This is a genomic window from Bradyrhizobium sp. SOJA106 (assembly GCF_059448745.1).
On record NZ_CM182549.1, the window covers coordinates 1077631 to 1101956 of the forward strand.

Sequence of the window (24326 nt, forward strand, 5' to 3'; positions counted from 1 at the left end):
AGCGAGGAAAATCAAAGGGTTTCCGCCGTCCCCTGTGGGTCAGCGGCCTAGGCCTCCAACACAATTTTGCCAATATGTGCGCTCGTCTCCATGCGCCGGTGCGCATCGGCCGCCTTTTCCAGCGGGAAAGAGCTGTCCATTACCGGTTTGACGCGGCCTTCGCGCAAAAGCGGCATCACTTTCGCTTCGATCGCGGCCACCATCGCTGCCTTGTCCGCATTACTACGGGGGCGCAGCGTCGAGCCGGTATGTGTGAGGCGCTTGACCATCACCTTGGCGATATTGGCGGTGATCTTGGGGCCGTTGAGGGTCGCGATCTGGACGATGCGGCCGTCGACCGCGGCGGCGTCATAGTTTCGATCCACATAGTCGCCGGCGACCATATCGAGGATCAGATTGACACCGGCCTTGCCAGTCTCTTCCTTGACGACAGCGACGAAGTCCTCGGTCTTGTAATTGATGGCGCGGTCGGCGCCCAACTTGAGGCAGGCATCGACCTTGTCCTGCGATCCCACGGTGACGAACACTTTTGCGCCGAACGCTTTCGCGAGCTGGATCGCCATGGTGCCGATGCCGGAGGAGCCGCCATGGATCAGCAGCGTCTCGCCGGCCTTCAGGCCGCCGCGCTCGAACACGTTGTGCCAGACCGTCATCAACGTTTCCGGCAGCGCGCCGGCTTCCTTGATCGACAAGGCCGGCGGCACGCTCATCGCCTGGGCGTCCTGCGCGATGCAGTACTGCGCATAGCCGCCGCCGGCGACCAGCGACATTACCTTGTCGCCGATCTTGTGCCGCTTGGCGTTGCTGCCGACCGCAACCACCTCACCGGCGATCTCGAGGCCGGGCAGATCGCTGGCGCCGGGCGGCGGCGGATAGGCGCCGGAGCGCTGCGCCACATCGGGCCGGTTGACGCCGGCGGCCTCGACCTTGACCAGGATCTCGTCCGGACCGGGCTGCGGCACAGGGCGTTGTTCCGGCACCAGCACCTCCGGTCCGCCGGGCTTGGAGATGGCGACCACGGTCATTTGCGCGGGCAGCTTGTCCATGATGTGTCCTTGAGCAAAGGTGCGGGAAGAGCGAGGCCTTTGCTTAGCCAGCGCGGCCGAAGCTGGCAACCGCCTCAGCTGCAGGTTAGCTGCAGGTGGGACGAACCCAGGAGGAACGAGCATGCCGATCGAGGACGACGACCGCCCGCGCAAGAAGATCAGCCATGAAATCGGACAGGATCTCTCACTCTTGTCAGTGGAGGAACTGACCGAACGTGTGGCTCTGCTCAAGACCGAGATCGCCAGGCTCGAAGAAGCCGCCACCAAGAAGCGCGCCTCGCGCGATGCGGCGAACAGCTTTTTCAAGTCATAGGATGTGAGTGACTTGGCGCGCGTGGTGCGATCTCTCCCCGCCGTCATTCCGGGGCGGGCGCGTAGCGCCGAGCCTGGAATCGATAACCACAGGACGTCGAAACGGGCACGATAGTGAGGGGCCACATCTTCGCATTCCGGGCTTGCGACTTCGTCGCGCCCCGGAATGACGGCGGGAAGATCGTTCCGCGTCGCACTCGGCCTCTGGCCGACATGGCTAACGAACCCTCAAAAAATTAGCTCGTTTACTCCGGATTAAGCTTTTCGTTTTATGACTGGAACGTCCTCTTTGGACACCGAGTGGCTCCTGTCCACTCTGTTTGACGCCTCCCTGTTATCAACTTTCAAAGCCGCCGGTCTCCGGCGGCTCTTTTTTTGCCTCTCCCATCGGTTGAATTCCGAGGAAAGACCCGCAGAAACCATATCCGCGCTTGCCGCTGGACTCCGCGCTTCGCCCGCGCAATGATTTGTTCATCATAAGCCGGCGCCAAAAGCCGGGTGGGTAAACAGTTGCGTAAGGGGCGTTAACCATGGAACGTTTGCAGGCCGACGGCGCTCTCGTTCAACTCAGCGAGCGGTTCACCAATTCTGCGGCGTTCGGCGCGCTGTTCCGCGAGGGCATGGACCTCGTCGAAGAGACCGCCTCCTATCTCGACGGCGCCGGCCGCACCGAGGCCAAGGCGCTCGACCGTGCCGTCAGCCTGACCTACGCGACCGAGAGCATGCGCCTCACCACCCGCCTGATGCAGCTCGCCTCCTGGCTGCTGCTGCACCGCGCGGTGAAGGAAGGCGAGATGACGCTGGTCCAGGCCAACCGCGAGAAGACCAAGGTCAAGCTCACCGCCGCCGATCCCGGCCCCGCTGACACCATCGAGAAGCTGCCGGCCCAGCTCCAGGACCTGATCCACCGCTCGATGAGCCTGCAGACACGCGTCCGCCGTCTCGACACCTCGATCCACACCCCGCCGACCGACCACGCCGCAATCGGAAACCCGCTGGTGCCGCACCTCAACGCGCTCAAGGCCGCGTTCGAGCGGTAAGCTCTGTCGTCGTTCCTCAACGTCGAACCGTCACCCTGAGGTGGCCGCTTCTTCAGCGGCCCTCGAAGGGCGACGGCCCGGCTGCATCTCGGCCGTTCATCCTTCGAGGCTCCGGCGCGATGCTTTGCATCGCGCCACTCGCGCCTCAGGATGACGGGCCTGGTAGCGACATTGCGGCATCCCCCAAAACAAAAACGCCCCTGGTTTGCCGCCAGATCGCTGACAAACCCCTGGCTTTTGCCGGGGGTTTTTGATTCAAGATGGCATGCTGAGGAAGCCGCTGCCGCAACAGACCGCCTGGGAGATGGTCAGTCTCGACGGTCTTGTTCCGAAGGATCACCTGCTTCGCAAGATCGAGGCGGTGGTCGATTTTTCGTTCATCCACGATCGGGTTGCCGGACTTTATTGCCCGGACAACGGGCGTCCGCCGCTGGATCCGACCTTGATGTTCAAGGCTCTGTTCATCGGCTATCTGTTCGGCATTCGCTCCGAGCGGCAGCTGGTGCGTGAGATCGAGGTCAACGTCGCCTATCGCTGGTTTTTGGGGCTCAAGCTGACCGATCCGGTGTTCGACGCCTCGACGCTGAGCCAGAACCGGCGGCGGCGCTACACCGATACGAGGGTGGCGCAGGACATCTTCGATGCGATCGTGGCTCAGGCGATCGCCAAGGGGCTGGTCGATGGCACGGTGCTCTACACCGACTCCACGCATCTGAAGGCCAACGCCAACAAGAACCGCTATGACACCGCGGTGATCGCCAAGTCGCGCGCGGACTACTGGGATGCGCTGGATGGAGCGATCGAGCAAGATCGCGCCGCGCACGGCAAGAAGCCGCTGCCGGAGAAAGAACGCCAGCCGGCCGAGAAAGAGACCAAGGTCTCGCGGACCGACCCGGAGGCCGGCTACATGGTGCGCGAAGGCAAGCCGAAGGGCTTCTTCTACCTGGATCACCGCACCGTCGACGGTCAGCTCGGCATCATCACCGATACCTATGCGACACCTGCCAATGTCCACGACTCGATCGTTTATCTCGGCCGGCTCGACCGTCAACGGCAACGCTTTGACTTCGAGGTCGCAGCCGTCGGGCTAGACGCCGGCTATGCCACCTCCGGCATCGCCCAAGGGCTGGAACAGCGCGGCATTCTGGGCGTCACCGGCTATCGTCGGCCAACGCCGCCGCGCCCCGGTATGATGGCGAATAAGGCATTTGCCTATGAGGCGGATGTCGATGGCTACCGCTGCCCGCAAGGCCAGCTGCTCGCCTACGCCACCACCGACCGCACCGGCTATCGCCACTACCAGAGCGATCCGACCATCTGCAAAACCTGCCCGCTTTTGGCCTCCTGCACCTCAAGCCGCAACGCCGTTCGCCTGATCACCAGGCATGTCTGGGCCGATGCGCGCGAACGCCTCGATGCTCATCGGCTCACACCCTGGGGCAAGCGCATCTACAAGCGCCGCAAGGAAACGGTTGAGCGCTCCTTTGCCGACGCCAAGCAACTCCATGGTCATCGCTACGCGCGCTTCCGCGGCCTACTGGCTGTCACCTGCCAGTGCCTGCTTGCCGCAGCCGCCCAGAACATCAAGAAAATGGCTCTCGCCCTGGCCCCGAGGCCCGTGCCGGCCTGAGTGGTCCTCAGCCCACCCTCAAAACAAAAACCCCGCCAAAGAAACGGCGGGGTTTGTCAGCGGTCTGACGCCCCTGGTTTGCCAGGGGCGCTTTGCGTTCCAACCCTTGCGGGCCGGCTCAATCCTTTTTGAGAAAGCCCGAAAACTTCTTCTGGAAGCGCGAGACGCGGCCGCCGCGATCCATGATCTGGGCCGAGCCGCCGGTCCAGGCCGGGTGCGACTTCGGGTCGATGTCGAGGTGCAGCTTGTCGCCTTCCTTACCCCAGGTCGAACGGGTCTGGTACTCGGTTCCGTCCGTCATGACGACCGTAATCGTATGATAATTCGGGTGAATTTCGGCTTTCATGGCAATTCCTCGGCGCCCGGCGCCTTGCTTGAGTGACTATTGAATGACGGATTTGGGCGGCTCTATACCCCACGAGGTCCCCTAAAACAAGCCATTGTGGGGACTTAAGAACCGGGCCCACCCTTAAGGGACATCCCGGATTTGCCACTCCTCCTGCACCGGCCTATGTGGAGCTGACTTGTCTCCCTGGGTCCGGATCTCATGAGCGCTGTGGAACGGCTTGACGACCAGTACCGCGACGAGCGCGACAGCGCACAGGCGGAAGCCCCGTCGATCGAAGCCGAGCTGATCGAGCAGCCCGCCAAGAGCCGCGCCAGGCTGCGGCCGCTGCTGGCGCTGGCGCCCTATGTCGCGCGCTATCGCGGCCGCGCGGCGCTCGCCTTCGTCGCGCTGACGATCGCGGCGCTGACGACGCTGCTGGTGCCGGTCGCGGTGCGCCGGATGATCGATTTCGGTCTCTCGCCGGAAGGCATCGCGCTGATCAACAGCTATTTCTCGGTGATGATCGCAGTGGTCGCCGTGCTCGCGCTCGCCAGCGCCTCGCGCTATTATCTCGTGATGACGATCGGCGAGCGCATCGTCGCCGATCTCAGGCGCGACGTCTTTGCCCATCTGCTCTCGCTCTCGCCTTCCTTCTTCGATTCCGCGCGCAGCGGCGAATTGGTGTCCCGCCTCACCGCCGACACCACCCAGATCAAATCCGCAGTCGGTGCCTCGGTCTCGATCGCGCTGCGCAATCTCATGATGTTCGTCGGCGCCACGGCGATGATGGTGATCACCAGCCCGCGCCTCTCCGGCTTCGTGCTGCTCGCCATTCCCCTGATCGTGCTGCCGCTGGTTGCCTTCGGCCGCTGGGTGCGGCGGCTGTCGCGCAATGCGCAGGACACGCTGGCCGATGCCTCCGCCTATGCCGGCGAGCTGGTCGGCGCCATTCGCACGGTGCAGGCCTATACCAGCGAGGGGCTGGCCGCGAAACGTTTCGGCGGCGAGGTCGAGCAGGCCTATGAGGCCGCGCGGACCTCGACGCAGGCGCGCGCGGTGCTGACGGCCGTCATCATCTTTATCGTGTTCGCAAGCGTGGTCGCGATCCTCTGGATCGGCTCGCATGACGTCTTGACCGGCACCATCACGCCGGGCCGGCTCGGCCAGTTCGTGCTCTATGCCGCCTTCGCTGCGGCAGGCCTTGGCCAGCTCAGCGAGGTTTGGGGCGAGGTCGCGGCGGCCTCGGGCGCAGCCGAGCGCCTGTTCGAGATCCTGCACGTGCAGCCAGAAATCGCAGCGCCCGCATCGCCGCGCGCCCTGCCGGTGCCGGCGCGCGGGGAGGTCGGCTTCGACCATGTCAGCTTCGCTTATCCCGCGCGGCCCGACGTCAATGTGCTCGACGCCGTCTCATTCACCATTCGCCCCGGCGAGAAGGTCGCGATCGTCGGTCCCTCCGGCGCCGGCAAGAGCACGATCTTCCATCTGCTCTTGCGCTTCTACGATCCGCGCAGCGGCGCGATCTCGCTCGATGGCGTGCCGGTGAAGGCTGCCGATCCGCGCGATTTCCGCTCCCGCATCGCGCTGGTGCCGCAAGAGTCCAACGTGTTCGCGGCAAGCGCCCGCGAGAATATCCGCTTCGGCCGGCCCGATGCGAGCGATGCCGAGGTCGAGCGCGCGGCCGAGCTCGCGCACGCCGCCGAGTTCATCCGCCGCCTGCCCGAAGGTTATGAGACCCCGCTCGGCGAGCGCGGCGTGACGCTGTCGGGCGGCCAGCGCCAGCGTATCGCGATCGCCCGCGCCATTCTGCGCGATGCCCCGCTCTTGCTGCTCGATGAAGCCACCTCCGCGCTCGACGCCGAAAGCGAGACCTTGGTGCAGACCGCGCTGGAAGAGCTGATGCGTCACCGCACCACGCTCGTCATTGCGCATCGCCTCGCCACCGTCCTCTCCTGCGACCGCATCCTGGTGATGGACCAGGGCAGGATCGTCGAGCAGGGCACGCATGCCGAGCTGGTCGCGGCGAACGGGCTTTACGCCCGGCTGGCGAGGTTGCAGTTCGAGGGGGCGTGAGACGCCGCCTCATTCACGTGTCATTGCCCGCGAAAGCCGGGGCATGACGGCTCGTTTTCGAGCCGCGCTCACTGGCACTTCGGCGACAGCGCCGGCACATTCGGCCACGGCCAATTCTTCCAGCTTCCGTCCGTGTCCACGCAGGCCGACGGTCCGGGGCTGTTCGTCGGCGGAGCGGCGCTCGATGTTGCAAAATGCTGGTCGACATAGGTCGTCGATAAAAATCCGGCGACGATGACGCCCAGCATCACCGAGGATCCCTTGGCGAGCTCGCTCAGCTTCATCGATTGTCTCCATCCGCCTGCCATCGCTGACACAACGAATAACCGACGCCGCGGGATCCCCGCGTGACTGGAATCACGCCCGCCAGATCACGCCCGCCAGATCATCTTCAGCACCGGCCGGCCCGAGGTCGGGTTCACGTCGTCGCCGGCGTGGCTAAAGCCGTTGCGCTCGTAGAAGCGGATAGCGCGGGCATTGTCCTTGTTGACGAGCAGCGTGATGCCCGATGGCGACAGCCGTTTCGCCTCATCCACCAGCAGTCGCGCCGCATCCGAGCCCCAGTGATCTGGATCGACCACGAGCTGGTCGAGATAGCCTTCGCCGTCGATGGTGACGAAGCCGGTCAGCGCGCCGTCCTGCTCGGCGACGATGATTTGGGCGTTGGGCACCAGATCCTTGCGCCAGCGCTCGCGCCACCATGTGAGCCGCGCGGCAAAATCGATCTGCGGATAGGCCTCTTGCCAAGTGCGATGCCAGAGGTCGATCGAGGCTGCCTCGTCCTCGGGAAGGTAAGGGCGGAGGTGGATGGTACTCATTTTACAAAGGTCGTCATGCCCCGGGCTTGTCCCGGGCATCCACGCCTTTCTATCGGTGCAGAGCGAAGATCGTGGATGGCCGGGACAAGCCGGCCATGACGGTGCGGTGAGTATCGCGCGCCCCTCACGCTACCGCTCCGTCAGCTTCAGCTCGATGCGGCGGTTGCGCTTGTAGGCCTCCTCGGTGTTGCCGGTGTCGAGCGGCTGGAATTCGCCGAAGCCGGCGGCGACGAGGCGCTGGGCGGGGACGCCGAGCGAGATCAGGTACTGCACCACCGAGATGGCGCGGGCGGCGGACAGGTCCCAGTTCGACTTGAAGTTCGGGCCGTTGACCGGGCGCAAGTCGGTATGGCCGTCGACGCGCAGCACCCAGGGAATTTCGCTCGGGATCTTCTTGTCGAGATCGATCAGCGCGGTCGCCAACGTCTCGAGCTCGGCGCGGCCCTCGGGCAGCAATGTCGCCTGTCCGGTGTCGAAGAACACTTCGGACTGGAACACGAAGCGGTCGCCGACGATGCGAATGTCGGGGCGGTTACCTAGGATCGCGCGCAGGCGACCGAAGAATTCCGAGCGGTAGCGCGACAATTCCTGCACGCGCTGCGCTAGGGCGACGTTCAGGCGGGAGCCGAGATCGGCGATGCGGTTCTGCGATTCCTTGTCGCGCTTCTCGGATGCATCGAGCGCCTCCTCCAGCGCCGCCAATTGCCGTCTGAGCGCGCTGATCTGCTGGTTCAGCACCTCGATCTGCGCCAGCGCCCGCGCCGAGACCGCCTTTTCCGAGTCCAGCGCCTTGCCGAGCTCCGCGGTCTTGCCCTGCGCGTCATTGCCGGCGTTGGCAAGGCCTTCATAGAGGCCCTTCATGCGGTCGCGCTCGGACTCCGCCGAGGCGAGGCCCGCCTTCAACTGCGCGACCTGGTCGTCGAGCGAGAGCTTGCCGAGCTTCTCCAGCGAGAGCAGCTCGTTGAGCTGCGCAATCTTGGCATTGAGCTGCTCCAGCGCCTTGTCCTTGCCTGTCACCTCCTGCGACAGGAAGAATTGCACGACGAGGAAGACCGAAAGCAGGAACACGATCGACAGCACCAGCGTCGACAGCGCGTCGACGAAGCCGGGCCAGTAGTTGAAGGCGCCTTCGCTGCGGCGGCCGCGCGCTAGAGCCATTTATCGTTCTCCGCTTCTTCTCTCGTGTCCTGGATGCGCTGCAGCGTGCAACGCTGCTGCGCAGAGCCGGGATCCATTCTCGTCTCCAGGTCCCGGCTCAGCGATGCATCACCATAGCGTGGCGAAGACGCGCCTAAACGCGCTTCCGGTGCTGCATCGCGTCCGGGGCACGAAACCTTCCGGTCTTCAGCCCTTTTCTGGCTGGCGCGCGAGCCGTTCCAGCAGGCGCCGGATCTCGCGGTTCTGCTCGCCCTGGCCATCGGCCCATTCGCGGATCATCTGCTGCTCGGTGCGCATATGCGAGACCAGCGCCTGGATGGCTTCGGCAAGGCTTGCCATCGCCGCGGTGGTGCCGCGACTGGCGCTGCCCTCCTCGAGCACGGAGCGCAAGCGTTCGACGGCCGCCTGAAGCTCGCCGCCGGCGACGCCGCCGCCAGCGGCGGGGACGGGGACTTCGCCGCTGCCATATTCGCGCACAGTGGTGGCGAGCCAGTCTTCGAGGTCGGTGTAGAAGCGGTTCTGCGCCTGGCTCGATTGCAAATCCAGGAAGCCCAGGATCAGCGAGCCGGCCAGGCCGAACAGGGAGCTGGAGAACGAGATGCCCATGCCGCCGAGCGGGGCGGCGAGGCCCTCCTTCAGGGTGTCGAACAGGGCGCCGGAATCGCTGCCGACCTTCAGCCCGTCGATCACCTTGCCGACCGAACCGACCGTCTCGATCAGGCCCCAGAAGGTGCCGAGCAGGCCAAGGAAGACCAACAGCCCAGTCATGTAGCGCGAGATGTCGCGGGCTTCATCCAGGCGGGTCGCGATCGAATCGAGCAGGTGCCGCATGGTGGTTTGGGTGATGCTCATCCGCCCGGAGCGCTCGCCGCCGAGGATCGCGGCCATCGGCGCCAGCAGCTTGGGGTGCCGGGACGGAGCGAGGCCAGGATCGGCAATGCGGAAATTGTTGACCCAGGAGACCTCAGGATAGAGCCGGATCACCTGGCGGAAGGCCAGGATGATGCCGATGAACAGCACGCCGCCGATCAGGGCATTGAGCCCGGGATTGGCGAAGAAGGCCTGGATGATCTGCTTGTAGAGCACCACGCCCACCAGGGTGCACAGCACCAGGAAGACCAGCATCCGCACCAGGAAGACGCTGGGTGAGGACAGTTTCGTGTACTCGATATCCATGGAGGAGCGGGGCGAGGCGCCAGGCGGCATGGCCGGTATCATCCGTAACTTGATTGCAGTGCGCACTATGGCACAGCGCCGGCCCAAAAAAAGCGCCGGATGCGCCGATTTCGTGGACAGTGCCCGGAACCCAAAGCGGAAACCGTGCTTTGATATCTCGTCGTCTGCAAGAGTTCGCCATCCCCCAAGGCCGCCGGTGCCCTGGGGCTACCCTAGTCGTTGCCGGTACTTGCCCGTTCTTCCCTCCGCTGCCCCCGCGAGATCTGCCAAGGGAGTGGTCGCATGAGCGTTGTCTCCGCCATCATCGGGACTGCCGAACGCGTGCCGCTGCCCGACGTCGTGATCCGCGCCGCGATCCAGCGCCTGTGCTCGCGCACGGCCTCGCGCCTGTCCGCGCTGGATGCAGCCGACGATGCCGCCTTCGCCGGGCGGATGATCCTGCGGCCGATCGCTGGCGAGGCCGATACCGGACATCATGAAGTGCCGGCAGCGTTCTTTGCGCAACTGCTCGGCCCCAACCTCAAATACTCCTGCTGCTTCTACAAGTCCGACGCGACCACCTTGCAGGAGGCGGAAGAGGAGGCGCTGCGGCAGTCCGTCGAGCATGCCGGCATCGCCGACGGCCAGGCCATCCTCGAGCTCGGCTGCGGCTGGGGCTCGCTGTCGCTGTGGATGGCGCGGCGGTTTTCGCACGCGACGGTGACCGCGGTGTCGAACTCGCAGGCGCAGCGAGCCTATGTCGCGGAACAGGCGCGGCTGCGCGGGCTGTCGAACCTGCGCGTGGTCGATGCGGACATGTGCGTGTTCGCACCCGAAGGCGCGTTCGACCGCATCGTCGCGGTCGAGACCTTCGAGCACGTCATGAACTGGCGCAAGCTGATGACGCGCCTGCGGTCGTGGCTCGCCCCCGAGGGGCGCTTCTTCATGCACATCGCCACGCATCGCGCCGGCTCCGATCTGTTCGACCGGATCGATCGCGAGAACGGGATCGCCCAGCACGTCTTCACCGGCGGGCTGATGCCGAGCCATCACCTCGTCAGGCAGTTCGACGACATCTTTTCGGTCGAGAAGGAATGGTGCTGGAGCGGCACGCACTATCAGCGCACCGCGAACGACTGGCTCGCCAATTTCGATGCGCATCGCGATGCGATCGAAGCGTGCTTGCGCAACGTCCATGGCGAGGAGGCCGGCCTTTGGATGCGCCGCTGGCGCTGGTTCCTGCTCGCGACCTCGGGCCTGTTCGGCTATGCCCACGGAACCGAATGGGGCGTCAGCCGGTATCGGATGAGAGCCGCGGGGTGATTGCGATGTTCCGTCGCAGCACGCCGTGATGGAGCCGGACTCACAATCCGGTGAGTCCAGAAAAGCCTCCAGAAGTCAGCGCCATAGGCCGTGTGACATTGAGCCGCCCGCCGCACGCGTTGCGTCGCAGCAAGTCCATTCTATTTTGACGGCACGAGCCGCGCGGATTTGTCCAGAACGGGCCGGCGCGGCGTGTGATCAGTTTTCAACAACCTCGAGGCACTTAACTTCATGTCAGGACTTCGCGCGCGATCGGCATGCGTTGCAATGATGCTCGCGGCCTTTGCGCCGCTGCTCGCAGCTTGCGAGGAATCGAGCTCGGCCGTCTCCGCCGCTCCGCCGGCGGACCCTGACGTCAGCATCGTCGTCGTCAAGCAGCAGGCCCGTGCCGTGGTGCGCGAGCTGCCGGGCCGTATCGCGCCGACCCGGGTCTCCGAGGTGCGCCCGCGCGTCTCCGGCATCGTGGTCGAGCGCCTGTTCCGCCAGGGCAGCGAGGTGAAGGCCGGCGATCCGCTCTACCGCATCGATCCGCGTCCGTTCGAGGTCGAGGTGATGGCCAACGAGGCCGCGCTCGCCAAGGCCGAGGCTGCGCTGATGCAGGCCAAGCAGCAGGCGCACCGTATCGCCACGCTGACCAGCCAGCGCGCCGCGCCCGAGGCCGAGAACGAGAGGGCGGTGGCCGCCGAGCGCCAGGCCCAGGCCGAGGTCGAAGGCCGCAAGGCTGAGCTCGCCCGCGCAAAACTCAATCTCGACTATGCCACCGTGCGCGCGCCGATCGAGGGCGTCGTCGGTGCGGCCCTCGTCAGCGAGGGCGCGCTCGCGGTGCAGAACGAGACCAATCTTGCCACCATCCAGCAGCTCGATCCGATCTATGCCGACTTCACCCAGTCGGTGACCGAGCTCAACCAGCTCCGCCGCGCCTTTGAGAGCGGCGACCTCGAGCGGATCGCCGCCGATGCCGCCAAGGTCCGCCTCGTGCTCGACGACAACACGCTTTATTCGCTCGACGGCAAGCTCTTGTTCTCCGACGCCAAGGTCGACGCCCATACCGGGCAGGTGACCTTGCGCGGCGAGTTCCGCAATCCGAAGCGCGAGCTGCTGCCGGGCATGTATGTCCGCGTTCGCATCGACCAGGGCCTCGACTCCGATGCCATCGCGGTGCCGCAGCAGGCGATCCAGCGCAATGGCGGCGGCGGCAGCGAGGTGTTCGTGGTCAAGGACGACAACCGCATCGCGGTGCAGCCGGTACGCACCGGCTCGGTGCAGGACGGCTTCTGGTTCGTCACCGAGGGCCTGAAGGCCGGCGACAAGGTCGTGGTCGAAGGCTTCCAGAAGTTTGCAGCCGGCGACAAGGTCAAGCCGCAATCCTGGTCGGAGGCGGACGCGACCGCGGACAACCGGCACGCCGAGAAAGTCACGCGGTAATCCGCCATGCCGAGTTTCTTCATCGACAGGCCGATCTTTGCCTGGGTAGTCGCGCTGTTCATCTGTCTGATCGGCGCGATCGCGGTACCGCTGCTGCCGATCGCGCAATATCCGATCATCGCGCCGCCCTCGATCTCGATCTCGACCAGCTATCCCGGCGCTTCGCCCGAAAACCTCTACAACAGCGTCACGCGCCTGATCGAGGAGGAGCTCAACGGCGCCTCCGGCATCCTCAATTTCGAATCGACCAGCGACTCGCTCGGCCAGGTCGAGATCATCGCCAATTTCCAGCCGGGCACCGATACCAGTGCGGCTTCGGTCGAGGTGCAGAACCGCATCAAGCGCGTCGAGGCGCGCCTGCCGCGCGCGGTGATCCAGCAGGGCATCCTGATCGAGGAAGCATCCAGCGCCGTGCTCCAGATCATCACGCTGAATTCGACCGACGGCAGCCTGGACGAGGTCGGCCTCGGCGACTTCATGATCCGCAACGTGCTCGGCGAGATCCGCCGCATCCCCGGCGTCGGCCGCGCCACGCTCTATTCGACCGAGCGCTCGCTTCGCGTCTGGGTCGATCCGGCAAAGCTCGTCGGCTATGGCCTGACCGCGGACGACGTCAACAAGGCGATCGCCGCGCAGAACGCGCAGGTCGCCTCGGGCAGCATCGGCGCCGAGCCGTCGACCGCGACCCAGCGCACCTCCGCTCTGGTCCTGGTCAAGGGCCAGCTCTCCTCGCCCGATGAATTCGGCGCCATCATCCTGCGCGCCAATGCCGACGGCTCGACCGTGCGCCTGCGCGACGTCGCGCGCATCGAGGTCGGCGGCCTCAGCTACCAGTTCAACACGCGCCTCAACGGCAAGCCGACCGCCGGTCTCTCGGTGCTGATGTCGCCGACCGGCAACGCGCTGGCGACCGCGAGCGCGGTCGAGGAGAAGATGAAGGAGCTGTCGCGCTTCTTCCCGGCCAACATCACCTACGAGATCCCCTACAACATCACGCCAGTGGTCGAGGCCTCGATCAAGAAAGTGCTGTCGACGCTGGTCGAAGCGGTGGTGCTGGTGTTCGTGGTGATGTTCCTGTTCCTCCAGAACATCCGCTACACCATCATTCCGACCATCGTGGTGCCGGTGGCGCTTCTGGGCGCCTGCACCACGCTGCTGCTCGCCGGCTACTCCATCAACATGCTTTCGATGTTCGGCATGGTGCTCGCGGTCGGCATCCTCGTCGACGATGCCATCGTCGTGGTCGAGAATGTCGAGCGCATCATGAGCGAGGAGGGGCTGTCGCCGAAGGAGGCGACGCGCAAGGCGATGTCGCAGATATCGGGCGCCATCATCGGCATCACCCTGGTGCTGATGGCGGTGTTCGTGCCGATGGCGTTCTTCCCGGGCTCGGTCGGCATCATCTACCGCCAGTTCTCGGTGACCATGGTCGCCGCGATCGGCTTCTCCGCCTTCCTGGCGCTGTCGCTGACCCCGGCGCTGTGCGCGACCCTGCTCAAGCCCGTTGCCGCCGGTCACGGTCATGCCAGGAAGGGCGTGTTCGGCTGGTTCAACCGCATGCTCGAAGGCGGGAAGGAGCGCTATTCCCGCACCGTCGGCTTCTCGCTCAAGCGCACCGGCCGCCTCATGCTGGTCTATGCCGCGCTGCTGGTGGGTCTGTCCTGGGCCTTCATCAATTTGCCCGGCGGCTTCCTGCCCATCGACGACCAGGGTTTTGTCACCACCGACGTGCAGACGCCATCGGATTCCTCCTATCCGCGCACGGAAGCCGTGATCGAGAAGGTCGAGAAATATCTCGCCGAGCGGCCGGGCGTGAAGGATGTCACCTTCCTTACCGGCTTCAGCTTCTCCGGCCAGGGCATGAACACCGCGCAGGCCTTCATCACCTTGAAGGACTGGTCCGAGCGCGGGCCGAAGGATTCCGCCGCGGCGATCGTCAATGACATCAACCGCGATCTGGGGGCGTCGATCCGCGACGCCAAGATCTCCGCGCTGCAGCCGCCGCCGATCGACAATCTCGGCAACTCCTCGGGCTTCTCGTTCCGCCTCCAGGACCGCGGCCAGAAGGGCTATTCCGCCCTGATGCGCGCGGCCGACCAGCTGATCGCGGACGCCAATGCGAGCCCGGTGCTGCAGAAGGTCTATATCGAGGGCCTGCCCGAGGCGGGCGTGGTCAATCTCGTGATCGACCGCGAGAAGGCCGGCGCCTTCGGCGTCACCTTCGAGGACATCAACAACACGATCTCGACCAATCTCGGCTCGAACTACATCAACGACTTCCCGAACCGCGGCCGCATGCAGCGCGTCGTGGTGCAGGCAGATAGCCGCGACCGCATGCGGACCGAGGATATCCTCAACTACAACGTCAAAAACAGCCGCGGCCAGCTGGTGCCGTTCTCGTCCTTCGCCACGGTGGAATGGGCGCGCGGCCCGACGCAGATCGCCGGCTTCAATTACTATCCCGCGGTGCGCATCTCCGGCGAAGCCAGGCCCGGCTTCACCTCGGGCGACGCCATCGCCGAGATGGAGCGGCTCGCGGGCAGGCTGCCGCGCGGCTTCGGCTATGAATGGACCGGACAGTCGCTGCAGGAGAAGCTGTCGGGCTCGCAGGCGCCGTTCCTGCTCGGCCTCTCGGTGCTCGTGGTGTTCCTGTGTCTGGCCGCGCTCTACGAGAGCTGGACCATTCCGCTCGCGGTGCTGCTCACCGTGCCGCTCGGCATCGTCGGCGCGGTCATCGCCGCGATGCTGCGCGGCCTGCCCAACGACGTCTATTTCACCGTCGGCCTCATCACCATCATCGGTCTCGCCGCCAAGGACGCGATCCTGATCATCGAATTCGCCAAGGATCTGCGCAAAGCGGGCAAGCCGCTGGTGGACGCCACCATCGAAGCCTGCCGCCTGCGCTTCCGCCCGATCCTGATGACCGGCCTTGCCTTCATCTGCGGCGTGCTGCCGATGGCGATCGCGCACGGCGCCGGCGGCGCCAGCCAGCAGGCGCTCGGCAGCGTCGTGATGGGCGGCATGATCGCGGTGGTGATCCTGGCGCTGCTGATGGTGCCGGTGTTCTTCGTCTCGGTGCAGCGCGTGCTGGCGGGCGATCGGGAGCAGACGGAGGGGAAGAAGCCCGAGGCGTATGGGCCGCCCGCGCCGGCAAGGGCGGGCCACTGAACGCCGGATCGGTCGGTCGGCTTGCTTTCTCGGCGTCCTCAATCCAAACTGCATCTCTGGATTGAAGCGGTGTACGTTCGCACCACAGGGCGAATGCACAGCCAGCCGGCCGATTGAGAACATGTGATGCGTTTGACCGACATTGCGATCTCGAACTATCGCTCTATCAGGCGGCTCTCCATACCCATCCACCCCTTGTCAGTGTTCGTAGGCGAGAACGGTGTCGGCAAATCCAACCTTTACAAGTCCCTGTCGCTGTTGCGCGACGCGGCAACGGGGCGGATCACGCGCACTATCGCAGACGAAGGCGGATTGAATTCAGTCTGCTGGTCCGGCGTCCGCAGACGCGGCGAGGATGGACGGCTGCGATTGTCCGCCAGATTCGATCGCCTGAAATATTCCATTGAGATCGGATTCCCCAGCCCGATTGCGGCGGCATTTGCCGGCGAGCCGATGATCAAGGAAGAAAGCATCGAGGCGACTGAGGGCAAGCGAACGGTTCGCCTCATGGAGCGGAAGAATTCGCTCGTGAGCGTCCGCGACGATAGCGGCGCATGGAGCAGCCACAAGGATGCGGTGCTGCCGTCCGAGCCGGCGCTTGCGGGATTTTACGATGGCAAGCAATGTCCCGAGATCGATCTGATCAGAAACGCGATGCTGGGCTGGCGCTTCTATCACGACTTTCGCACCGATCCGGCGTCGCCGATCCGAAAGCCGTGTCTGGCAATCACAACGCCCTCGCTCAGTGCCGATGGAGGCGACCTGGCCGCGGCCCTGGCGACGCTTTATACGATCAGGCAAGACGCCACCGAATTGCAGGACGCAATCCAGGATGCGTTCCCGGGCGCCGAACTCCGCGCCTGGGAGCAGGGCGGCCTGTGCGATTTCGACCTGCAACTGGAGGATATGCCGCGGCCGTTCCGGGCGCATGAACTATCCGACGGGACGCTGAAATACATTTGCCTGCTCGCAGTGTTCATGGGCTATCGGCTGCCGCCCTTCATCGCGCTGAACGAGCCTGAGACCAGCCTGCATCCGTCGCTGCTGGCGCCATTGGCGCGGCTGGTCGCCAAGGCATCACGCCGCGCGGACATCTGGATTGTCACGCATTCCGAACAGTTGATGGAGGCCTTGCGAAGCGAGAGTTCGGTCCCGCTTCGCCGGGTGATCAAGCCGAAAGGCGCCACGACGATCGAGGGCCTGACCCTCGGCGGTGAATATCGCGACGAGGAATCCGATGATGACGACTCTTAGTCGTTGCGGTACCGCCTGGCGCTGGTGAAGTCGTAAGGCACACTGTCATGCCCCGCGAAAGCGGGGCATCCCAGTACGCCGCGGCGATTGTGATTGGACCGAGACGCCACGGAGTACTGGATCACCCGCTTTCGCGGGTGATGACGGCGGAGTGTGAAGCTCGGGCTTCGCCTTACGCCACCTTCCGCAAAATCTTGACCAGCTCCCCGTGCACGAACTCGTTGCCGCACACGACGTGCCCCGTCAGCAGCGGGTCGCCCGGGGTCGCGATGTCGCTCACCGTTCCACCCGCTTCGCGCACCATCAGCATGCCGGCGGCGATATCCCAGGATTGCAGATTGCGCTCCCAGTAGCCGTCGAGGCGACCGGCGGCGACGAAGGCGAGGTCGAGGGCGGCGGCGCCGAAGCGGCGCAGACCCGCGACGCGGTCCTGGATCGCGGTCATCTCGCGGCGGAATTCCTCGTGATCGCCGCGGCCGATATGAGGCAGGCCGCAGGCCACCACGCATTCGTTGAGCTGGCGGCGGCCGGCCACCCGCAGGCGCTGGTCGTTGAGGAAGGCGCCCTTGCCGCGCTCGGCGATGTAGAGCTCGTCATTGGCGGGATTGTAGATCACGCCGGCGATGACCATCCCCTCGCGCGCAAGGCCGATCGAGATCGCAAATTGCGGAATGCCGTGCAGGAAGTTGGTGGTGCCGTCGAGCGGGTCGACGATCCAGGTGTGGCTCTTGTCGGTGCCCTCGCGCGTGCCGCCTTCCTCGCCGATGAAGCCGTAGCCGGGCCGCGCCTTGGCGAGATCCTGGTAGAGGATTTCTTCTGCGCGCTTGTCGGCGAGCGAGACGAAATTGGCCGGCCCCTTCAGCGAGACCTGGAGATGCTCGATCTCGCCGAGATCGCGCTTGAGGCTGCGGCCGGCGCGGCGCGCGGCCTTGACCATGACGTTGATAGTTGCGGAATACAGCATGAGCTCTGGTCTTGTCGGGGGAAAGGGCGCGAAAGCGCGCCTGATTGAGGGACTGGGTGCCCTGCGGGGGGCCCCAGGTCAAGTCATTGCGTCAGGTCATTTCGTCCCGAGCCATTTCTTGGCGGCGGCCTCCGCCTTTGCCCGGTCCTCGGCCGGCAGGTCGGAGAGCTGCTTGTCGAGCTCCGGATCGCCCTTGCCGCCGGTCTTCGCCACCAGATGCCATTTGAAGCCCTCAACCTTGTCCACGGGCGCGCCCATGCCGTTGATCAGCACCCAGGCCAGGCGATTCTGCGCGATCGCGCTGCCTTGGCGGGAGGCCTTGCGAAGCAACGCGACGGCAGCGGGCTGGTTCTTCGGCGTGCCGGTGCCGTTGAACATGGCGATGGCATATTCGACCTCGGCATCAACATTGTCGGCGAGCGAGGCGGCCTGAAGCAGCCGCACCGCGCGCTCGGGGTCCTTCGGCACCCCGGTGCCTTCCTTGTAGAAGGTCGCGAGCGCGTATTGCGCCTCGGGCAGGCCGGCGTCCGCGGCCTGGCGCAAGAGCTCGGCGGAACGCTTCACGTCCTGCGGCAGGGTCTGGCCGTCGAGATAGAGCAGCGCGAGATTGTAGGCCGCCTTGGGCTCGCCGAGCTTGGCGGCGGAGGCCATCAGCTTGACCGCCTCGCCCTTGTCGACCGCACCGCCGCGGCCGGACATCCGCAGCATCGCGAGCGCGGACATCGCCTCGCGGTCGCCGGCATCCGCGGCGCGCTTGTACCATTCGACCGCCTTGGCGTAGTCGCGGCGGATGCCCATGGCGTTGGAATAGAGCTCGCCGAGCATGGTCATCGCCTTGGGATCGCCGGCCGCGGCGCGCGCAGTGGCGAGATCGAACGCGGTCTTGTACTGGCCGCGTTGATAGGCGCCGAACACCAGATCGACGCCGGGCGTGTCGGCGGGCGGCGCGGGGATCACGGTCGCGGGCAGCTGCGGCTTTGGCGAGGCGGCCGGCTTGGGTGAGGCCGACGGTTTCGGCGCCGGCGCGGCCTCCTTCTTCTTGGCGGCGGGAGGCGGCTTGGGTTTCTGCTTCTCGGCGGGCGGGCTCGGGACCGTCGCCGGTGGTGTGATCTGCAGCTGTGCGGCCGCCGGCGCTGTCAGCAGCAGCGTGACAAGGATGGTGATGCGCGGGAGCTTCATGTCAGGGCGCTAGCCGTGCTCCTGTCCCGCAGGCGCCGTGGCATGGGCCTTCTTGATCGCAGCATCGGCCTCGATCAGCGCGGCCTTGGGCCCGCGCGGATCGGCCCAGATGAAGTCGCCGACCAGCACGAAATCGGCGCCGCTGGCGGCGAAATCGTAGGCTTCCTGCAGAGAGGTGGCAAAGCCGACGCAGGGCGGCTCGAACAGTTCGGCCCACCAGTCAAGCCGCTCCGCGATGGCTTGGGCCGAGGGCCGCTGTCCCTTCGCGTCGGGCTCGCCGAACAGCACATAGTCGGCCCCCATCTCGCCCGCGCTCATGGAATCGTGGCGCGTGACAAGCCCGCCGACGCCGGCGATGCGATCCGGCTTGAGTGAGGGCGCGGCCTCCTCCAGTGCGGCGAGGCCGGTGAGATGCGCCCCGTCGGCGCCGCCGCGCGCGACGATGTCGGGATGACCGTCGACGAGCAGTGCCGTGCCCGCCTTCTGCACCGGCGGCGCCAGCGCCTTGACGCGCGAGATCATCGTGCGCTGGTCGGTCTCCTTCAGCCGCAGCAGCACGGCGGCGACGTCCGCGGAGGCGAGCAGGTCCGGCAGCCCGGCAGCGAGCGCAGCCGGATCATCGACAACGGGCGTCGCGAGATAGAGACGCGGCGCCGGGCGCGGCGGAGGCGGTTTGTTCGACAAGATCTAGGCTGCCTTCTTTTCCAGGCTGCTTTGCCATTCGCCCTTGGAGGCGAGACCGTTCATCCGCGCGCGATGGCTGAACGCAGCTTGCCCGGCGGCGACATTCTCGGCCTTGCCCGCCCAGGCCTTCTGCGGCGCGGCCTGCAGCGCGCGGCCGTAGGAGAAGGTCAGGCCCCAGGGCAGCGGACCGAGCTTGTGCATGGCGTTGAGGTGGGCGGTTGCCTCCTCGTCGGACTGGCCGCCGGAGAGGAAGGCGATGCCCGGCACCGCGGCCGGCACGCAGGCCTTCAGCAGCCGGATCGTCTTTTCCGCGACCTCCTCGACGGAAGCCTGCTTCGTGCACTTCTTGCCGGAGATCGCCATGTTCGGCTTCAGCACCATGCCTTCGAGCGCGACGCGCTGCACGCGCAATTCCTGGAACGTCTTGTTGAGCACGCGGCTCGTCACCTCATAGCAGCGATCGATGTCGTGGTCGCCGTCCATCAGCACCTCGGGCTCGACGATCGGCACGATCTGCGCGGCCTGGCACAGCGCCGCATAGCGCGCCAACGCATGGGCGTTGACGCTGATCGCGGTCATCGAGGGAATGCCGCTGCCGATGTCGATCACCGCGCGCCATTTGGCAAAGCGCGCGCCGCGCTCGTAGTATTTCTTCAGCCGCTCGGCGAGCTTGTCGAGCCCGACGGTGACGAGCTCGCCCGGACACATCGGCAAGGCTTGCGTACCCTCGTCGACCTTGATCCCGGGGATGGCGCCGCTCTGTTCGATCAGCTTGACCAGGGGCGTGCCGTCCTTGGCATCCTGCCAGATCGTCTCGTCATAGAGGATCACGCCGGAGATGTACTGGCTCATGGCGTCCCTGGAGCGAAACAGCATCTCGCGATAGTCACGGCGGTTGGTCTCCGTCGATTCCACGCCGATCGCATCAAAACGCTTCTTGATGGTGCCGGAGGATTCGTCGGCGGCAAGGATGCCCTTGCCCGGGGCGACCATGGCGGTCGCGATCCTGTTGAGTTCAGTCAGATTCATCGAGAGGTCCTCCCAAAACGATTCTGCCCTTGCCCGTGAAAATAGACCGTTCTCGGGCAATTGCCGAGTTAACGTTGGTCGCAGGGTAAAGGGGGAGGTGCTGTTACCTCGCCCCGCTTGCAGGGAGAGGTCGGATCGCCCTTGCGATCCGGGTGAGGGGGTACAGGTCCGTCGAAAGGCCACAAGTCGCGGAGAGAGCCCCTCATCCCGACCCTCTCCCCGTAAGAACGGGGAGAGGGAGGGATCATGCCGCCACTTACGCGACGCGGGGGTCCAGCTCGCCCTTGGCGTAGCGCTTGGCCATCTCGGCCGTGGTCAGCACCTTCTTGATCTTGGAGGCCTGGCCGGCGGTGTTGAACTCCTGGAGCCGCTGCTTGCACAGCTTGGTCATGGCTTCCATCGCCGGCTTCAGGTACTTGCGCGGGTCGAACTCCTCCGGGTTGTCCTTCAGCACTTTCCGGATCTGGCCGGTCATCGCCATGCGGTTGTCGGTGTCGATGTTGATCTTGCGCACGCCATTCTTGATGCCGCGCTGGATCTCGGCCACAGGCACACCCCAGGTCGGCTTCATCTTGCCGCCATAGGCGTTGATGATGTCCTGGAGGTCCTGCGGCACCGAGGAGGAGCCGTGCATGACCAGATGCGTGTTCGGCAGCTTGCGGTGGATCTCCTCGATCACGTTCATGGCGAGGATGTCGCCGTCGGGCTTGCGGGTAAATTTATAAGCACCGTGAGAAGTCCCCATCGCGATCGCCAGCGCGTCGACCTTGGTCTCCTGGACGAACTTCACGGCCTCGTCCGGATTGGTCAGCAGCTGGTCGTGGCTGAGCTTGCCCTCGGCGCCGTGGCCGTCTTCCTTGTCGCCCATGCCGGTCTCCAGCGAGCCGAGCACGCCGAGCTCACCCTCGACCGAGATGCCGCCGAGATGGGCCATGTCGGTCACGGTCTTGGTGACGCCGACATTGTAGCCCCAGTCGCCGGGGGTCTTGCCGTCGGCCTTGAGCGAGCCGTCCATCATCACCGAGGTGAAGCCGGCCTGGATCGCGGTCATGCAGGTCGCGGGCTCGTTGCCGTGGTCGAGATGCACGCAGACCGGGATGTGCGGATAGATCTCGGTCACCGCGTCCATCATGTGCTTGAGCATGACGTCGTTGGCGTAGGAACGCGCCCCGCGCGAGGCCTGGATGATGACGGGCGCGTCGACCTGGTTGGCGGCGTCCATGATCGCCAGCGCCTGCTCCATGTTGTTGATGTTGAAGGCCGGTACGCCGTAATCGTTCTCAGCCGCATGGTCGAGCAATTGACGCAACGTGATCCGAGCCATCTGTCTTTCTCTCCGTTTGGGCCTAAAGGGCCGCTTCTTGCTTGCCGTTCCAACTACTTGGTGCGCAGAACTTCGACGCCGGGCAGGGGCTTGCCTTCCATCCATTCAAGGAACGCGCCACCGGCGGTCGAGACATAGGTGAAGTCGCCGGCCACATGGGCCTGGTTGAGCGCGGCAACCGTGTCACCGCCACCCGCGATCGAGATCAGCTTCTTGGCCTTGGTGCGCTCGGCCGCATGCTTGGCCGCCGCGACGGTGCCGCGGTCGAACGGCTGCATCTCGAAGGCCCCGAGCGGTCCGTTCCAGACCAGCGTCGCCGCGTCGTCGATCGCCGCATGGACGCGCGCGACCGATTGCGGCCCGACGTCGAGGATCATGCCGTCGGCCGGGATCGCGTCGAGGCCGTAGGCATGCGAGGGCGCGTTGGCCGCGAAATGGTAGGCGACCGTGGCGTCGACGGGGAGGATGATGGCGCAGTTGGCGGCTTCCGCCTTCTCCATGATGCGCAGCGCCGTCGGCGCGAGATCCTTCTCGGCCAGCGACTTGCCGACCGCGACGCCCTGGGCGTGCAGGAAGGTGTTGGCCATGCCGCCGCCGATCACCAGCGCGTCGACCTTGGTCACGAGATTTTCGAGCAGGTCGATCTTGGTCGACACCTTGGCGCCGCCGATGATGGCGATGACAGGCTTGGTCGGCGAGCCCAGCGCCTTCTCCAGCGCATCGAGCTCGGCCTGCATGGTGCGGCCGGCATAGGCCGGCAGCTTGTGGCCGAGGCCTTCGGTCGAGGCATGGGCGCGGTGCGCGGCCGAGAATGCGTCACTGACCCAGATGTCGCCGAGCTTGGCCAATTCCGCGACGAAGGCGGGATCGTTCTTTTCCTCTTCCTTGTGGAAGCGGGTGTTTTCCAGGCACAGGATGTCGCCGTCCTTCAGGGCGGCCACAGCCGTTGCCGCGGGCTCGCCGATGCAGTCGTCGGCGAAGCCAACGGGCCTCTTCACGACTTTCGACAGCGCCTCCGCAACGGGCTTGAGCGACTCCTTGGGATCGCGTCCCTTGGGCCGGCCGAAATGCGCGAGCAGGATGACCTTAGCTCCCTTGTCTGAAAGCTCCGTGATGGTCGGCGCGACGCGCTCGAGCCGGGTCGCGTCGGTGACGCGCCCGTTGTCCATGGGCACGTTGAGATCGACGCGCAGCAGCACGCGCTTGCCCTTCACGTCGACGTCGTCGAGGGTGCGGAATTTGTTGCTCATCTCAGGCTCTCTTGTCCCGGGCGCTGCGCAGCGCGAAGCGGTGCGCTGCAGAACCGGGACCTACGCGGGACATTGGGTCCCGGCTCTGCGGCGCACCGTGAAGACACGCTGCGCCGCGTCCGGGACGCGAGAGTAACGCTTAGATCACCTTCGCCATCGCGACGGCGGTGTCCGCCATGCGGTTGGAGAAGCCCCACTCGTTGTCGTACCAGGACATCACGCGCACCAGCGTGCCGTTCTGCACCTTGGTCTGGTCCTCGTGGAAGGTCGAGGAGTGCGGGTCGTGGTTGAAGTCGATCGAGACGTTCGGCGCATTGGTGTAGCCGAGGATGCCCTTGAGCTGCTGCTCGCTGGCGCGCTTCATCGCGGCGTTGACTTCCTTGGCGTCGGTGGCGCGCTTGGCCACGATCTTGAGGTCGACGACCGAGACGTTCGGGGTCGGCACGCGGATCGCGACGCCGTCGAGCTTGCCCTTCAGCTCCGGCAGCACCAGTCCGATCGCCTTGGCGGCGCCGGTCGAGGTCGGGATCATCGACATCGCAGCCGCACGGCCGCGGTAGAGATCCTTGTGCAGCGTGTCGAGCGTCGGCTGGTCGCCGGTATAGGCGTGGATCGTGGTCATGAAGCCGGTCTCGATGCCGACGAGATCGTTCAGCACCTTGGCGACCGGCGCGAGGCAGTTGGTGGTGCAGCTTCCGTTGGAGACGACCAGGTGATCCTTGGTCAGGGTCTCGTGGTTGACGCCGTACACGATGGTGGCGTCGGCGCCGTCGGCGGGAGCGGAGACCAGCACGCGCTTGGCGCCGGCGGTCAGATGCGCGGAGGCCTTGTCCTTCGACGTGAAGATGCCGGTGCATTCCAGCGCGATGTCGACGCCGAGATCCTTCCAGGGCAGCTTCGAGGGATCGCGCTCGGCGGTCACCTTGATCTTGCCGCCGCCGAGGCTGATCGAGTCGCCGTCGACGGTGACGGTGCCGGGGAAGCGGCCATGGACGCTGTCGAAGCGAAGAAGATGGGCGTTGGTCTCGACCGGACCGAGATCGTTGATCCCGACGACCTCGATGTCCTTGCGGCCGGACTCGGCGATGGCCCGCAGCACGTTGCGGCCGATGCGGCCAAACCCGTTAATTCCGACGCGGACTGCCATGTTTCGTCTCCTTCAATGACCG

Annotated in this window: 21 protein-coding genes; 8 read left to right on the forward strand and 13 right to left on the reverse strand. The window is 65.5% G+C overall.

All coding sequences use genetic code 11. From position 1 onward, the window contains the following. Positions 1–47: 47 nt before the first annotated feature. Positions 48–1046 carry an NAD(P)H-quinone oxidoreductase gene (locus AC5V87_RS05035; protein WP_495370176.1) on the reverse strand — a complete coding sequence of 333 codons (999 nt, stop codon included), beginning with the start codon at positions 1044–1046 and terminating at the stop codon, positions 48–50. Between the two features lie 121 nt (positions 1047–1167). Here AC5V87_RS05035 and AC5V87_RS05040 point away from each other — a divergent pair, with 121 nt between their 5' ends. From AC5V87_RS05040 to AC5V87_RS05050, 3 genes are all read left to right on the forward strand, one after another. Continuing rightward, positions 1168–1359 (forward strand): DUF1192 domain-containing protein, encoded by a 192-nt coding sequence (locus AC5V87_RS05040; RefSeq protein WP_027561141.1) that lies wholly within the window; start codon positions 1168–1170, stop codon positions 1357–1359. 529 nt (positions 1360–1888) lie between these two features. Beyond that, on the forward strand, positions 1889–2398 hold the full coding sequence (gene rcdA, locus AC5V87_RS05045) for a protease adaptor protein RcdA (RefSeq protein WP_456841070.1): 510 nt from the start codon (positions 1889–1891) through the stop codon (positions 2396–2398). A gap of 265 nt (positions 2399–2663) precedes the next feature. Next, positions 2664–4028: an IS1182 family transposase gene (locus tag AC5V87_RS05050; protein WP_495368595.1), complete on the forward strand. Its 1365-nt coding sequence runs from the start codon at positions 2664–2666 to the stop codon at positions 4026–4028. 118 nt (positions 4029–4146) lie between these two features. On the opposite strand, the gene rpmE is transcribed toward AC5V87_RS05050, so the two are convergent. Next, the gene (gene rpmE / locus AC5V87_RS05055) at positions 4147–4374 is read right to left on the reverse strand and encodes a 50S ribosomal protein L31 (RefSeq protein ID WP_027553890.1); all 228 of its coding nucleotides are present in this window, start codon (positions 4372–4374) and stop codon (positions 4147–4149) included. 201 nt (positions 4375–4575) lie between these two features. On the opposite strand from rpmE, the gene AC5V87_RS05060 reads away from it, so the two are divergent. Then, positions 4576–6426: an ABC transporter ATP-binding protein/permease gene (locus tag AC5V87_RS05060; protein WP_456841069.1), complete on the forward strand. Its 1851-nt coding sequence runs from the start codon at positions 4576–4578 to the stop codon at positions 6424–6426. 68 nt (positions 6427–6494) lie between these two features. On the opposite strand, the gene AC5V87_RS05065 is transcribed toward AC5V87_RS05060, so the two are convergent. From AC5V87_RS05065 to AC5V87_RS05080, 4 genes are all read right to left on the reverse strand, one after another. Next, the gene (locus AC5V87_RS05065; protein ID WP_495370177.1) at positions 6495–6710 is read right to left on the reverse strand and encodes a hypothetical protein; all 216 of its coding nucleotides are present in this window, start codon (positions 6708–6710) and stop codon (positions 6495–6497) included. Between the two features lie 87 nt (positions 6711–6797). Continuing rightward, a complete protein-coding gene (locus tag AC5V87_RS05070; RefSeq protein WP_495370178.1) occupies positions 6798–7244 on the reverse strand; it encodes a GNAT family N-acetyltransferase in 447 nt (148 codons plus the stop codon). Positions 7245–7373: 129 nt separating this feature from the next. Further along, entirely contained in the window at positions 7374–8402 is a 1029-nt protein-coding gene (locus tag AC5V87_RS05075) for a peptidoglycan -binding protein (RefSeq protein WP_495370179.1), read from the reverse strand. 186 nt (positions 8403–8588) lie between these two features. After that, positions 8589–9608: a flagellar motor protein MotA gene (locus AC5V87_RS05080; RefSeq protein ID WP_456841066.1), complete on the reverse strand. Its 1020-nt coding sequence runs from the start codon at positions 9606–9608 to the stop codon at positions 8589–8591. A gap of 252 nt (positions 9609–9860) precedes the next feature. Between AC5V87_RS05080 and AC5V87_RS05085 the strand changes: the two genes are divergently transcribed. The 4 genes from AC5V87_RS05085 (at position 9861) to AC5V87_RS05100 (ending at position 16727) form a co-directional block, all read left to right on the forward strand. Next, positions 9861–10880, forward strand: a complete 1020-nt coding sequence (locus AC5V87_RS05085) for an SAM-dependent methyltransferase (protein ID WP_495370180.1) — start codon at positions 9861–9863, stop codon at positions 10878–10880. Between the two features lie 231 nt (positions 10881–11111). Further along, entirely contained in the window at positions 11112–12305 is a 1194-nt protein-coding gene (locus tag AC5V87_RS05090) for an efflux RND transporter periplasmic adaptor subunit (RefSeq protein ID WP_495370181.1), read from the forward strand. Between the two features lie 6 nt (positions 12306–12311). Then, on the forward strand, positions 12312–15473 hold the full coding sequence (locus AC5V87_RS05095; protein ID WP_495370182.1) for a multidrug efflux RND transporter permease subunit: 3162 nt from the start codon (positions 12312–12314) through the stop codon (positions 15471–15473). Positions 15474–15599: 126 nt separating this feature from the next. Further along, positions 15600–16727: an AAA family ATPase gene (locus AC5V87_RS05100; protein ID WP_456841062.1), complete on the forward strand. Its 1128-nt coding sequence runs from the start codon at positions 15600–15602 to the stop codon at positions 16725–16727. Positions 16728–16899: 172 nt separating this feature from the next. On the opposite strand, the gene AC5V87_RS05105 is transcribed toward AC5V87_RS05100, so the two are convergent. The 7 genes from AC5V87_RS05105 to gap form a co-directional block, all read right to left on the reverse strand. Continuing rightward, complete coding sequence (locus AC5V87_RS05105) at positions 16900–17691, reverse strand: inositol monophosphatase family protein (RefSeq protein WP_456841061.1); 792 nt, start codon at positions 17689–17691, stop codon at positions 16900–16902. A 96-nt stretch (positions 17692–17787) separates the two neighbouring features. After that, complete coding sequence (locus AC5V87_RS05110) at positions 17788–18870, reverse strand: tetratricopeptide repeat protein (RefSeq protein ID WP_495370183.1); 1083 nt, start codon at positions 18868–18870, stop codon at positions 17788–17790. Between the two features lie 9 nt (positions 18871–18879). Continuing rightward, positions 18880–19554, reverse strand: coding sequence for a thiamine phosphate synthase (locus AC5V87_RS05115; protein ID WP_456841059.1), 675 nt, complete (start codon positions 19552–19554; stop codon positions 18880–18882). Between the two features lie 3 nt (positions 19555–19557). Continuing rightward, positions 19558–20583 (reverse strand): class I fructose-bisphosphate aldolase, encoded by a 1026-nt coding sequence (locus AC5V87_RS05120; RefSeq protein ID WP_456841058.1) that lies wholly within the window; start codon positions 20581–20583, stop codon positions 19558–19560. A gap of 256 nt (positions 20584–20839) precedes the next feature. Beyond that, a complete protein-coding gene (gene fba / locus AC5V87_RS05125; protein WP_035998315.1) occupies positions 20840–21907 on the reverse strand; it encodes a class II fructose-bisphosphate aldolase in 1068 nt (355 codons plus the stop codon). 53 nt (positions 21908–21960) lie between these two features. Continuing rightward, on the reverse strand, positions 21961–23157 hold the full coding sequence (locus AC5V87_RS05130) for a phosphoglycerate kinase (RefSeq protein ID WP_495370184.1): 1197 nt from the start codon (positions 23155–23157) through the stop codon (positions 21961–21963). Positions 23158–23296: 139 nt separating this feature from the next. Further along, a complete protein-coding gene (gap, locus tag AC5V87_RS05135; protein WP_456841056.1) occupies positions 23297–24304 on the reverse strand; it encodes a type I glyceraldehyde-3-phosphate dehydrogenase in 1008 nt (335 codons plus the stop codon). Between the last annotated feature and the right edge of the window lie 22 nt (positions 24305–24326).

Excerpts from the sequence above, each read along its gene's own strand:
- AC5V87_RS05060 (WP_456841069.1), top strand. The coding sequence starts at position 4,576 with ATGAGCGCTGTGGAACGGCTTGACGACCAGTACCGCGACGAGCGCGAC.
- gap (WP_456841056.1), bottom strand. The coding sequence starts at position 24,304 with ATGGCAGTCCGCGTCGGAATTAACGGGTTTGGCCGCATCGGCCGCAAC.
- AC5V87_RS05110 (WP_495370183.1), bottom strand. The coding sequence starts at position 18,870 with ATGAAGCTCCCGCGCATCACCATCCTTGTCACGCTGCTGCTGACAGCG.
- AC5V87_RS05100 (WP_456841062.1), top strand. The coding sequence starts at position 15,600 with ATGCGTTTGACCGACATTGCGATCTCGAACTATCGCTCTATCAGGCGG.
- AC5V87_RS05105 (WP_456841061.1), bottom strand. The coding sequence starts at position 17,691 with ATGCTGTATTCCGCAACTATCAACGTCATGGTCAAGGCCGCGCGCCGC.
- AC5V87_RS05080 (WP_456841066.1), bottom strand. The coding sequence starts at position 9,608 with ATGCCGCCTGGCGCCTCGCCCCGCTCCTCCATGGATATCGAGTACACG.
- rpmE (WP_027553890.1), bottom strand. The coding sequence starts at position 4,374 with ATGAAAGCCGAAATTCACCCGAATTATCATACGATTACGGTCGTCATG.
- AC5V87_RS05095 (WP_495370182.1), top strand. The coding sequence starts at position 12,312 with ATGCCGAGTTTCTTCATCGACAGGCCGATCTTTGCCTGGGTAGTCGCG.
- fba (WP_035998315.1), bottom strand. The coding sequence starts at position 21,907 with ATGGCTCGGATCACGTTGCGTCAATTGCTCGACCATGCGGCTGAGAAC.
- AC5V87_RS05120 (WP_456841058.1), bottom strand. The coding sequence starts at position 20,583 with ATGAATCTGACTGAACTCAACAGGATCGCGACCGCCATGGTCGCCCCG.
- AC5V87_RS05040 (WP_027561141.1), top strand. The coding sequence starts at position 1,168 with ATGCCGATCGAGGACGACGACCGCCCGCGCAAGAAGATCAGCCATGAA.
- rcdA (WP_456841070.1), top strand. The coding sequence starts at position 1,889 with ATGGAACGTTTGCAGGCCGACGGCGCTCTCGTTCAACTCAGCGAGCGG.
- AC5V87_RS05070 (WP_495370178.1), bottom strand. The coding sequence starts at position 7,244 with ATGAGTACCATCCACCTCCGCCCTTACCTTCCCGAGGACGAGGCAGCC.
- AC5V87_RS05085 (WP_495370180.1), top strand. The coding sequence starts at position 9,861 with ATGAGCGTTGTCTCCGCCATCATCGGGACTGCCGAACGCGTGCCGCTG.
- AC5V87_RS05130 (WP_495370184.1), bottom strand. The coding sequence starts at position 23,157 with ATGAGCAACAAATTCCGCACCCTCGACGACGTCGACGTGAAGGGCAAG.
- AC5V87_RS05090 (WP_495370181.1), top strand. The coding sequence starts at position 11,112 with ATGTCAGGACTTCGCGCGCGATCGGCATGCGTTGCAATGATGCTCGCG.
- AC5V87_RS05035 (WP_495370176.1), bottom strand. The coding sequence starts at position 1,046 with ATGGACAAGCTGCCCGCGCAAATGACCGTGGTCGCCATCTCCAAGCCC.
- AC5V87_RS05050 (WP_495368595.1), top strand. The coding sequence starts at position 2,664 with ATGCTGAGGAAGCCGCTGCCGCAACAGACCGCCTGGGAGATGGTCAGT.
- AC5V87_RS05075 (WP_495370179.1), bottom strand. The coding sequence starts at position 8,402 with ATGGCTCTAGCGCGCGGCCGCCGCAGCGAAGGCGCCTTCAACTACTGG.
- AC5V87_RS05065 (WP_495370177.1), bottom strand. The coding sequence starts at position 6,710 with ATGAAGCTGAGCGAGCTCGCCAAGGGATCCTCGGTGATGCTGGGCGTC.